This is a genomic window from Thermobacillus xylanilyticus, from assembly GCF_907165215.1.
Taxonomy (GTDB): domain Bacteria; phylum Bacillota; class Bacilli; order Paenibacillales; family Paenibacillaceae; genus Thermobacillus; species Thermobacillus xylanilyticus.
The window spans coordinates 55,582-66,977 of the sequence record NZ_CAJRAY010000001.1 but is presented as its reverse complement, the minus strand read 5'-3'; the positions used below and the strand labels follow the sequence as shown (position 1 = coordinate 66,977).

General features: G+C 62.4%; 11 protein-coding genes. 8 read left to right on the top strand and 3 right to left on the bottom strand.

Annotated features, from left to right (window positions below; genetic code table 11):
* Positions 1 to 3: 3 nt before the first annotated feature.
* The gene (locus tag KJQ12_RS00270) at positions 4 to 810 is read right to left on the bottom strand and encodes a helix-turn-helix domain-containing protein (protein WP_244860321.1); all 807 of its coding nucleotides are present in this window, start codon (positions 808 to 810) and stop codon (positions 4 to 6) included.
* Between the two features lie 72 nt (positions 811 to 882).
* On the opposite strand from KJQ12_RS00270, the gene KJQ12_RS00265 reads away from it, so the two are divergent.
* The 8 genes from KJQ12_RS00265 to KJQ12_RS00230 all read left to right on the top strand — a co-directional run bounded on the left by KJQ12_RS00265 (position 883) and on the right by KJQ12_RS00230 (position 9,320).
* Positions 883 to 1,455, top strand: coding sequence for a cysteine hydrolase family protein (locus KJQ12_RS00265; RefSeq protein ID WP_213483001.1), 573 nt, complete (start codon positions 883 to 885; stop codon positions 1,453 to 1,455).
* Positions 1,456 to 1,649: 194 nt separating this feature from the next.
* Complete coding sequence (locus KJQ12_RS00260; protein ID WP_015253078.1) at positions 1,650 to 2,843, top strand: MFS transporter; 1,194 nt, start codon at positions 1,650 to 1,652, stop codon at positions 2,841 to 2,843.
* A gap of 132 nt (positions 2,844 to 2,975) precedes the next feature.
* Positions 2,976 to 3,746, top strand: a complete 771-nt coding sequence (locus KJQ12_RS00255; RefSeq protein ID WP_015253077.1) for a TerC family protein — start codon at positions 2,976 to 2,978, stop codon at positions 3,744 to 3,746.
* 209 nt (positions 3,747 to 3,955) lie between these two features.
* Positions 3,956 to 5,482, top strand: a complete 1,527-nt coding sequence (gene mqo, locus KJQ12_RS00250; RefSeq protein WP_213483000.1) for a malate dehydrogenase (quinone) — start codon at positions 3,956 to 3,958, stop codon at positions 5,480 to 5,482.
* A gap of 161 nt (positions 5,483 to 5,643) precedes the next feature.
* On the top strand, positions 5,644 to 6,783 hold the full coding sequence (locus tag KJQ12_RS00245; protein ID WP_213482999.1) for an SGNH/GDSL hydrolase family protein: 1,140 nt from the start codon (positions 5,644 to 5,646) through the stop codon (positions 6,781 to 6,783).
* A gap of 94 nt (positions 6,784 to 6,877) precedes the next feature.
* The gene (locus KJQ12_RS00240) at positions 6,878 to 7,546 is read left to right on the top strand and encodes a hypothetical protein (protein ID WP_213482998.1); all 669 of its coding nucleotides are present in this window, start codon (positions 6,878 to 6,880) and stop codon (positions 7,544 to 7,546) included.
* A gap of 19 nt (positions 7,547 to 7,565) precedes the next feature.
* Positions 7,566 to 8,453, top strand: coding sequence for a glycosyltransferase family 8 protein (locus KJQ12_RS00235; RefSeq protein WP_213482997.1), 888 nt, complete (start codon positions 7,566 to 7,568; stop codon positions 8,451 to 8,453).
* A 63-nt stretch (positions 8,454 to 8,516) separates the two neighbouring features.
* The gene (locus tag KJQ12_RS00230) at positions 8,517 to 9,320 is read left to right on the top strand and encodes a LysM peptidoglycan-binding domain-containing protein (RefSeq protein WP_015253072.1); all 804 of its coding nucleotides are present in this window, start codon (positions 8,517 to 8,519) and stop codon (positions 9,318 to 9,320) included.
* A gap of 83 nt (positions 9,321 to 9,403) precedes the next feature.
* On the opposite strand, the gene KJQ12_RS00225 is transcribed toward KJQ12_RS00230, so the two are convergent.
* Together KJQ12_RS00225 and KJQ12_RS00220 are read right to left on the bottom strand one after the other, a co-directional pair.
* Positions 9,404 to 10,363, bottom strand: a complete 960-nt coding sequence (locus KJQ12_RS00225; RefSeq protein ID WP_213482996.1) for an ABC transporter ATP-binding protein — start codon at positions 10,361 to 10,363, stop codon at positions 9,404 to 9,406.
* Positions 10,360 to 11,379 carry an ABC transporter ATP-binding protein gene (locus KJQ12_RS00220; protein WP_213482995.1) on the bottom strand — a complete coding sequence of 340 codons (1,020 nt, stop codon included), beginning with the start codon at positions 11,377 to 11,379 and terminating at the stop codon, positions 10,360 to 10,362. Before KJQ12_RS00220 ends, KJQ12_RS00225 begins: the two co-directional genes overlap by 4 nt.
* Positions 11,380 to 11,396 lie beyond the last annotated feature (17 nt).

Genomic DNA, 11,396 nt, shown 5'->3' with positions numbered 1-11,396 from the left:
GACTCATCGCGGGCCGGGAAGGCCGCTGCCCTTGCCTGTCTGCTGCAGATAGAACATTTCCATAAGCAGCGGCAGCGACACCAAAATCGGCGGATCGTCAAACCGGGGCGGACGCAGCGTCAATTCCTGATGCGGCGTCCGCTCGCCATGTCTGACCACGAGCGGAGATGCGGAACGGGCCCGGAGCGTCATATCGGGCAGCAGAATATCCCGGGCCTGCATCCCCCAGGATACGGTCGTGGCCATCAGGTAATAGATGCCGGGTTTCACGCCGGAGAAGCGGAAGGCATTGTCCGCTCGCACCAGGGTGCCGTAGTCCGGGAGACCGTCGGGAATCGGCTTGCTGAACAGACCGACCATGACGAAGCCTTCGAACGGGATTTCCGTGCGGAACGAGCCCTCGACGCAATCGCCCGGCGCCCGCTCGTGCCCGGAATGCCAGATGGCCGCGTCCGTCAGCTGCCGCAAGTGCTCCGCGGCATGGGCGGCGGAATTTCGAAACTCCGCCGGCGTCAGGCCGACGCTTCGGCCGAACCGCGTCGTGAAGCTGCCGAGACTCTGATAGCCCAGCTCCATCGCAATATCGCGCACGGGCAGGTCGGTCGTCATCAGCAGTTCTTTGGCTTTTTGCAGGCGCAGGGAAGCGATGTAATATTGCGGGGTCAGGCCGGTCTGCTCCTTGAATATGCGGATGAAATGAAACGGGCTGTGTGCGGCGTAACGCGACAATTGCTCAATGGTCAACGGTTCGTGGAGGTTTTGCCGGATGTATTTCATGACCTCGATCAGTTCCGGATACTTGTCTGACACGGGATCACCATTCAGCATATTTTTCCTTGGAGTGATTCTGGTTATCATGTATTATATTGTAACGACTTCACCTTGCCGGACGCTCCCGCCCGGATTGACGGCACGTACGAGGTGCTGCCCCGGATGGCCTCCGTGCTGGAGGCGTACCGCGCAAGGGAGCTGCCGATCATCCACGCCGTCCGTCTGTACAAGGAAGACGGTTCGAACGTCGACCTGTGCAGGAGAGAAGCGATCGAGCAAGGTCTGCGCGTCGTGGCGCCGAACACGGAGGGCGCCGAACTGGTCCGGGACATCCGACCGGCGCAGTACGCTTCGCTCCATGCGGAGCGGCTGCTGAACGGCGAATTTCAGCCGGTCGGCCGCAGCGAATGGGCGATGTACAAACCGCGCTGGGGCGCTTTCTACGGGACGGATCTGGAGCGGTTTCTCCGGGACCGCGGCGTCGACACGATCGTCTTCATCGGGTGCAATTATCCGAATTGTCCGCGCACGTCCATCTATGAGGCGAGCGAGCGCGATTTCCGCATCGTGATGGTGTCCGATGCGATGTCGCAAGTCTACGAGCAGGGAATACGGGAGATGCGAAACATCGGCGTCCATGTCTGCACCGTCTGGGATGTCATGGAGGCCGTCCGATCGCTGTGATCCATGCCAAAACGTGAAACGGCTGTCCGCGAAGGACGGCCGTTTGCTTGTTCCGGGCGCGGAGATCAGACAAAAGCGGTATTCACCTCCAGCCGCTGCATGCTATAATAATGCCATTTGAACAAGCGCATGTCCTTCCGCCGGAAAGCATTCGGAGGGACGCACTTGCATCACGGACAACTGGAGCAACCCGAATGGCGACCTTATTGCTGCTGATTATTTATCTCACTTTCATCAGTCTCGGCCTTCCGGATTCCCTGCTTGGCGCGGCATGGCCCGTCATGCGGCATGATCTGGGAGCGCCCATCGGCATGGCGGGGGTGCTGTCGTTTACGGTCACGATCGGCACGATCGTGTCCGCCCTTGCCACGAGCCGCGTCGTCCGGCGCATCGGCACGGCGCGCACCACGCTGATCAGCGTGGCCATGACGGCCGGCGCGCTGCTCGGCTTCTCGATCGCGCCGTCCATCGCATGGCTCATGGTCTTCGCCATACCGCTCGGACTCGGCGGCGGCGCCGTCGATTCCGCGCTCAACCACTACATTGCGGGGCATTACGAAGCCCGCCACATGAGCTGGCTGCACTGTTTCTGGGGCGTCGGCGTTACGGTCAGCCCGATGATTCTGTCCGTTTACCTGTCCGAAGGCGCCTGGAGAGACGGATACGCGATGATCGGCTTCATCCAGTCGGCGATCGCGGCGGTGCTGATTGCGTCGCTGCCCCTGTGGAAACATATGGAGAAGAAGCGGGCCGGCGGCGGACGGGCCCCGCAGGCGGATGCGCCCGCGCGCGGGCCGGACGAAGGACGCAAGCCGAAAAATGCGGCCGGCGTCAAGTACGCGCTGGGAACGTTCCTGTTCTACTGCGGCGTGGAGGCGACGGCCGGCTTGTGGGGCAGCAGTTATCTGGTCAATGTCAAAGGCATCTCGGCCGACGATGCGGCGCTGTGGATCTCGATCTACTTCATGGGCATTACGATCGGCAGGTTCGTGAACGGATTCGTCACACTCAAATTCAGCAGCCTGACGCTGATCCGGGCGGGACAGATCACGACCCTGGCCGGCGCGCTGCTCCTGCTGCTGCCGCTTCCCGCCGGCTTCTCGCTGGCCGGATTTCTGATTACCGGATTGGGACTGGCGCCGATCTTTCCGAGCATGCTGCACGAGACGCCCGTCCGGTTCGGCGAAGCCCACGCCGGGAGGATTATGGGGTATCAGTTTGCGACAGCCTATACGGGGGCGGCATTGCTGCCTCCGCTGCTCGGGATGCTGGCCGGATACTGGACGATCGGCATTTTCCCGCTGTACATCGTCCTGATGGCCGCCGCGATGCTGCTCGCCACGGAACGGCTGAACCTGCTGTTGCGGCGGCGGCATGATGCCGTATAAAATGCAAGAAACGCATGCGGCAGGAAATCGTATGAAAGAATGTCCGTCCCGCAGACCGACGGCAGAAATTCCGCATGACGGTCGCAGCGCGGGGAAACCTTACGGAGCCGACGCTCGAAGGAGGAACGTTCGTTGGACATTTGGTTGGAGTACGCGTGGGCGCTCTTGATTCTGATTGGACTGGAAGGGCTGCTGTCGGCGGACAACGCGCTTGTGCTCGCCGTCATTGCGAAGCATCTGCCGGACAATCAGAGAACCAGAGCGATTAATTACGGCATCATCTTGGCCTTCGCTTTCCGGTTCGCCGCCCTGTTCGCGATCTCGTTCATCGCCAATGTGTGGCAGGTACAGGCAATCGGCGCCGCATATCTGCTGTATCTGGGGCTCAAGCACGTTATCCAGGCCCGTTTCGGGAAGAAGGATGCGCACAAGGAAGAGAAGCCGTCCGGGTCGGCGAAGGGCTTCTGGAGCACGGTCGGCAAGATCGCACTGGCCGACCTGGCATTCGCCATCGACTCCATCCTCGCCGCGGTGGCGCTCGCGCTCGGCTTGCCGGATTCGCCTTTCGGCGACTTCGGCGGGATGGACGGCGGCAAATTCGCCGTCGTGGTGCTGGGCGGCATTGCCGGTCTGGTGCTGATCAAATACGCCGCGGGCTGGTTCATCAAGCTGCTCGCCAAACGCCCGGCGCTGGAGACGACGGCGTATGCCATCGTGGCATGGGTCGGCGTCAAACTGGCGGTCATCACCCTGGCCCATCACGACATCGGCGTGCTGGACCACGATTTTCCCCACAGCACGACCTGGACCATCATTTTCTACGGCGTGCTGGTCGCGATCGCACTGCTGGGCTGGTTCTCGCCTGCGAACAAGCCGGCCGCCCGGAACGCGGAACAGCCCTGACAATTCTGCAAGAGGCTTCCATGAATGCCGTTCATCTTCGGATGGACGGCATTTGCATTGTCTTTCATTCTTACATCATTAGTGTTAAACTATTATGGAACGACGAGATTCGGAGACGATGCGAGACATGTTCGGCGCCCCGGCTTGCTGCGGCGCCTAAATTGATGTGTCCGCATACCGCAAAATTGAAAGCATGGGGACGATTATCTATGGGTGACAGACAGAATCGCGCAGATGTCATCTTGATCGGCGCCGGCATCATGAGCGCGACGCTTGGCACAATGCTCAAGGAATTGGCGCCGGACCTGGACATCATTGTGCTCGAGAGACGCTCGCAGCCGGGCGAAGAGAGCTCGAACGAATGGAACAACGCAGGCACGGGCCACGCTTCGCTGTGCGAGCTCAATTACACCACCGAGAAAGCGGACGGCTCGATCGACATCAGCAAAGCGGTCAAGGTCAACGAAGAGTTCCAGCTCTCGCGGCAGTTCTGGTCGTACCTGGTGCGGCGCGGCCTCATCCGGGACCCGCAGAAGTTCATCATGCCGGTGCCGCACATGAGCTTCGTGCAGGGCGAGCGGGACGTCGCCTTCCTGAAGAAGCGGTTCGAAGCGATGTCGGCGAATCCGCTGTTCGAAGGGATGGAATTCTCCGACGCCCCGGACAAACTGGCGGAATGGATTCCGCTGATGATGGAAAACCGCACCTTGGACCGGCCGATCGCGGCCACCCGGATCGAATCGGGTACGGACGTCAACTTCGGCGCGCTGACGCGCATGCTGTTCGCTCATCTGAAAAACAGCGGCGCACAAATGCTGTACCATCGCCACGTCCAGGACATGCAGCGGACGACGGACGGCAAGTGGGAGCTGAAAGTGCGGAACGTGGAGAGCGGCGCCGTCGAACGGTACTCGGCTCCGTTCGTGTTCATCGGCGCCGGCGGCGGCAGTCTCCATTTGCTGCAGAAGTCCGGCATCGCCGAAGGGCGCGGCATCGGAGGTTTCCCGGTCAGCGGCCTGTTCATGGTGTGCCGCGACCCTGAGATGGCCAAGCGGCATTACGCGAAGGTGTACGGCAAGGCGGCGATCGGCGCTCCGCCGATGTCGGTGCCGCACCTCGACACGCGGTTCATCGACGGCAAGCCGTCGCTGCTCTTCGGTCCGTTCGCGGGCTTCACGCCGAAGTTCCTGAAATTCGGATCGAATCTCGACCTGCTGAAATCCGTCAAGCCGCACAACCTCGTCACGATGATCGCGGCGGGGGTCAAGAACATGTCGCTGACGACCTATCTGATCAAGCAGCTCATGTTGACGAAGGAACAGCGCGTCGAGGAGCTCCGGCAGTTCGTCCCGCACGCGCGGAGCGAGGACTGGGATCTGATCGTCGCCGGCCAGCGCGTGCAGATCATCAAGGATACGGAAACCGGCGGACGGGGGACGCTGCAGTTCGGCACCGAAGTGATCAGCGCGGCCGACGGCTCCGTCGCGGCTCTGCTGGGCGCCTCCCCGGGCGCTTCCACCGCGGTGGCCATCATGCTCGAAGTGATCAAGCGGTGCTTCCCGGAGCAGCTCAAGGCATGGCGGGAGAAGATCGGCGAGATGGTGCCGTCCTGGGGCATCAAGCTGTCCGAGAACCCGGACCTGGTCCGCGAGCTGCACGAAGAAACGGCGAAGACGCTCGGTCTGGACCGCAGCGCGCATCCCGCGCGGCAATACGCGTCCACCGCGACCAGCTGAATGCGCATGTCCATAACGGCAGACTGCCGCGCCGAAAGGCGCCGCGGCCTGCCGTTTTTGCCGTTCGGGCGCCGCAAGCCGCATCGTGCATGGTATAATTGGGAGCAAACACGCATATGCTGACAAGCCGGCACATGCCGACGGAGCCGGAGGAGACGCCCATGAATCGGCACAGGGAATTGCAAGCGTACACATTGAAGGAGATCGCGCATCTGAAGGTGCACGGCCGCACGACGGGCCGTCTTGCGCCGCTCACGCTGTTCTGGACGGCAAGCGGCATCGAACTGAACGCGACAGGCTCCGAACTGTGGATGGACGTCGAAGCCGACTACCGCACGTACGAACCCTGGATCAGCGTGCTGATCAACGGAGCGCCCGTCGCCCGGCAGATGGTGACGGCGGGCCGTCGCCGGATTTGCGTCTTCCGGGGCATGAACCCGGATGCGGTGAAAAATGTCCGCATCGTCAAGGACACGCAGGCGATGAGCGCGGACCCCGGGTGCGTGCTGCACATTCACGGCGTGGAGTCCGACGGCGATTTTCTGCCCGTCCGGGCCAGGCCGTACAAGATCGAGTTCATCGGCGACAGCATCACGTCGGGCGAAGGCGCGATCGGCGCGAGGGCAGAGACCGACTGGATTCCGATGTGGTTCAGCGCGGTGCTGAATTACACCGCCCTGACGGCGGACGCCCTTGACGCTGAATACCGGGTGCTGTCGCAGAGCGGCTGGGGCGTGCTGACCGGCTGGGACAACAACCCGCGCACGAACATGCCCGAATATTACGAGCAGGTGTGCGGCCTGCTCACCGGCGGGAAGAACGAAGCGCCCGGCGCCTTCGAGCGGAACGACTTCGCCGCCTGGCAGCCGGACATCGTCGTCGTGAATCTGGGCACGAACGACGGCGGCGCCTTCCATTCGCCGGAATGGCGCGACGAAGCGACCGGCGAGCGGCACAAGCAGCGGCTGAACGAAGACGGCACGTTCAACGCGGAAGACCTCGCGGCGTTCGAGCGGGCGGCGGAGCAATTTCTCGGCAAGCTCAGGGCTTGCAACCCGAAGGCGCACATCGTCTGGGCGTACGGCATGCTCGGCACGCCGATGATGCCCGCGATCCGCCGGGCCGTCGACGCCCATGCGCGGCGCACCGGCGACCGGAACGTCTCGGTCTTCGAGCTGCCGGACATGACAGACGAGACGGTCGGGGCGCGAAGCCATCCCGGTCCGGCGGCGCACGAAGCGGCGGCGAAGGCGCTGGTCCCGTACCTGCGGAATGTGCTGGAGCAGCGGACGCGGTCCTGACATAATGCATCTTTAACTTGGCAAAACGGTATATCCGCAGGCCGGCGGGGCCATGATGAGGAGAACGATACTTCCGTTATAGAAGGTGCGGATGATGAATGCCATTCTGTATCCGATCCTGACCGTTGCCTACGCGGGGCTGCTGGGCTGGGGAATCGCCATCCTGCGCCGCGGCGCCCCATGGAGCCTCGGCGTCATGCTGCTGGCGGTCACCGCGGCGCTGCTCTGGGACAATCTCGTGCTCAGCGCCGGCGCATGGGTCCAGGCAAGCGAAGGGTTCGAGCGGGTGCATTCCACCCGGTTCTTGCTCCACGCCTGCATTACGCCCTTGCTTGTGCCCGTCTCATACGAATTCGTCCGGCAGACCGGCGCGGAATGGGCGAACCGGCCGGCAGCGGCGCTTACCGTTCTGCTCGTGACGATCGGGCTGATCGTCCTGGAGCTGGCGGCGTCGGTGTCCCGCCTGAGGCTCAGGCCCGTCTTCGAACACGGCATCCTGACCTATGAGCCGGTCGGGCGATCCTGGGCAGGAGGCGTGATGATCGCCGTCGTCATGGCCGCGCTGCTGGCCGCCGGGTGGATCCTGCTCCGGCGCGGCGGACCGTCCTCGCTACTTGCCGGTTCGCTGATCATGCTGATCGGCTCGGCGCTCGTACCGCTTACGGGCATCCCGTCCCTGCATAACCTGTTCGAGTTCATCCTCGCGGCAAGCCTGTGGGCTGCCGCCGACCGGCTCGCCTTCCGCGCGCGCCACGGTTTGTGAACACTGGGGGCTGAATGACATGAACATTCTCGTTACGCTCAACGCCAACTATCTGGGGCCGCTGACGACCATGCTCACGTCGCTCTTCCTGAACAATCCGGGCGAACGCTTCACGATCTACCTCATGCATTCGAGCATCGACGACGGCGCGCTCGAGCGGCTCGGCACCTATATCAGGCGGCACGGCAGCGAGCTGCAGATCATCCGCGTCGGCGAAGGGGAGTTCGAAGACGCGCCGGTGCTGATGCACTACACGAAGGAAATGTACTACCGGCTGCTTGCGCACCGCTTCCTGCCCCCCGAAGTCGACCGCATCCTGTATCTCGATCCGGACATCCTCGTGCTCAATGCCGTGCGGCCGCTCTACGAAACGGATCTGGACGGCTGCCTCTACGCCGCGTGCTACCATGACAAATTTTCCGTCAAGGAGATCAACCGCATCCGGCTGATGCCTTACGATATCGATTATTACTACAACTCGGGCGTGCTGCTGATGAATCTTGAGCTGCAGCGGGAGCAGGTCAAGGAGGACATCATCTATCAGTTCGTCGAGAAAAACCGCTCGCGGCTCGTCATGCCCGACCAGGACATCCTGAACGCGCTCTACTCGAAGAAAATCAAACCGCTGGACGAGACGCTGTACAACTATGATGCCCGGTTCTACCTGTACTACAAGCTGAAGACGAACGGACAGTGCGATATGGACTACGTGATCAACCGCACCGTCATCCTCCATTTCTGCGGCAAGAAGAAGCCCTGGAGCCGTTCGTACAGCGGCAAATTCCATGCGCTGTACAAACATTACGAGCGTTTGACGCGGCGCGGGCTGCAGGCTGCGGAGCTGCCGCAGGCGACCGCGCCGGAGGAGGCGCCGCCGGCCCCGCGGATCTCCGCGGCATCGGACTAGACACTCCCGCATGGGCACCCGCATAGGATGGGGAAGAACCCATGAGACAGGAGTGTCTGGTACATGCCGATATCACCGGGAACCTATGCGGTGTACACCGTCCGGCCGGGAGACTCGCCCTATTCGATCGCGAACCAGTTCGGCTCGTCCCTGGCCGACCTTGAGCGGGCGAACGCGCTGTACCCGCCGGTCACGGACCCCGGCCTCATCTTCCCGGGGCAGAAACTGGTCGTCCGCGTGCCGGGCACCTCGCAGGAAAGCACCGTCCTGCACCAGGTGACGGAAGGGGATACGCTCTTCCGGCTGGCGGAGCGCTATTCCGCAGGCGTCGACATGCTGGCGGCGCTGAACCGGCTGGAGCAGCCGGATATTCTCCGGGTCGCGCAGCTTCTCTATATCCCCGCCTTCGTATACGAGGTGGAAGCGGGCGATTCCCTCTACCGGATCGCCCGCCGGTTCGGGTCGAGCATCAGCGAGCTGGCGCGCGCGAACGCAAGCCGGCCCGGCTTCTCGCCGGATGTGCTCTACCCCGGCTACCGGCTCGTCATTCCGCTGCCGTCGTCGACCAATATCGTCGTCTTCCGGCCGCTGCCCGGTTCGCGCATTGCCGCGGGCACGCCGCTCGCCGGCAGCGCCCGGGCGTTCGAAGCGAACGTGCTGTACCGGGTCCGGGACGACGCGGGCCGGATCGTCGCGCGGGAGCGGGCGGTCACGGCGGCGGAGGGCGCGCCGGCGTTCGGCGCCTTCAGCGCGCCGATCGCTTTCGACGCGGCGCCGGGGACGCCGGCGGGCGCGATCCAGGTGTACACCCGCAGCGCGCGGGACGGCAGCATACAGGATCTGGTCGAGGTTCCCGTCCTGTTCTGACGGGCCCCGCGCAAATGAAAAACGCCAAACCGCGCATTCTGCGGTTTGGCGTTTTCGCCGTTGGGGCGATCTGATTTCGTCGATCATGCGTGCAAATGGCAGGCCGCCCAGTGCCCCGGCCGCACTTCGCGGAACGCGGGCGCCTCCTGAGCGCAGCGCTCCTTCGCGTGAGGACAACGCGTCCGGAACGGACAGCCGCTCGGCGGATTCATGGGATTGGGGAGCTCCCCCCGCAAAATGATCCGCTCCTTCTTCGCTTCGGCTTCGGGATCCGGAATCGGAATGGCGGACAGCAGCGCTTGGGTGTAGGGATGCTGGGGATCATCATACAGATCTTCGCTGCGCGCCAATTCCACAATTTTGCCCAGATACATGACGGCGATGCGGTCGCTGACGTACTTGACCATCGCCAGATCGTGGGCGACGAACAGGTAGGTCAGCCCCATCTTTTTCTGCAGGTCGATCAGCAGATTGACGATCTGCGCCTGAATGGACACGTCGAGCGCGGAGATCGGCTCGTCGCACACGATAAACTCCGGCTCGACCGCGAGCGCCCTTGTAATGCCGATCCGCTGCCGTTGTCCGCCCGAAAATTCATGGGGATACCGTGAAGCGTGCTCGGCGCTGAGACCGACAAGCTCCAGCAGTTGTTCCACCCTGTATTTACGCTCGGTCCGGCTCTTCACCAATCCGTGGATATCGAGGGCCTCGCCGATGATGTCCAGCACGGTCATCCTCGGATTGAGCGACGCGTACGGGTCCTGGAAAATCATCTGCATCTTGCGGCGGAACGCTTTCAGCCCGGAACGCTTGAGCCGCGTAATATCCGTCCCGCCGATCAGCACCCGTCCGCTCGTCGGTTCATACAGGCGGATGACCGTGCGGCCGGCGGTCGTCTTGCCGCAGCCGGATTCGCCGACCAATCCCAGCGTCTCGCCTTTTTGAATGGTGAATTGGATGCCGTCCACCGCTTTGAGCACACGGCGTCTCCCCACGGGAAAATATTTGGTCAAACCATGGACTTCGATAAACGGCTGGCTCATGCGTCCGCCTCCTTCCCGCCGACCACCGCCGCCGCTTTTTCACCGGCGGACTGCAGCCAGCACCGCACGCTCTGGGTTTCGCTGATTGCGGTCCATTCCGGGTCTTGCCGTTCGCAAATGCGCATGGCCGATTCGCACCGGCTGCAGAAGCCGCAGCCTTGCGGAGGTTGAATCATGTCGGGCGGCGTTCCGTAAATCGGAATGAGCGGTTCGTTTTTCGGCTGATCAAGCCGCGGCAGCGACTTCAGCAATCCCTTGGTGTAAGGATGCTGCGGATTTTTGAAAATTTCCCACTTGGTTCCCGTTTCCACAATTTGACCGGCATACATGACGATCACGCGGTCGCACAGATCGACCACGACCCCCAGGTCGTGCGTGATCAGGATAATGGAAGTATTCGTATTCTGCTGGAGCTCCTTCATAAACTGCATGACCTGCGCCTGAATCGTCACATCCAGCGCGGTCGTCGGCTCGTCGGCGATGAGCAGCGCCGGGTTGCAGGCGAGCGCGATGGCGATCATCACCCGCTGGCGCATGCCGCCGGACATTTGGTGCGGATATTGCTTCATCCGTGTTTCCGGATCGGGAATGCCGACCATGGCGAGCAATTCGATCGCCCGCGCTTTCGCGGCGGATTTGCGCAGACGCTGGTGCTTGATCAGACTTTCCATGATCTGCATGCCGATCGTCATCGTCGGATTCAGCGATGTCATCGGGTCCTGAAAAATCATGCCGATCTTGTTGCCGCGCACTTTCTGCATCTCTTTCTCGGAGATCGTCAGCAAATCTCTGCCCTCGAAAATCACGGAACCGCTTTTGAACTTCCCCGGCGGCATGGCGATCAGGCGCATGATCGCTTGCGCGGTGACGCTTTTGCCGGAACCGGATTCGCCGACGATCGCCACCGCTTCCCCTTCGCACACGTGGAAGCTCACGCCCCGCACCGCCTCGACTTCACCGCCGTATACCTCAAACGACACGCGCAAATCGCGCACTTCCAAAATCGTTTTGCCCATGACCGCAACCTCCTGTC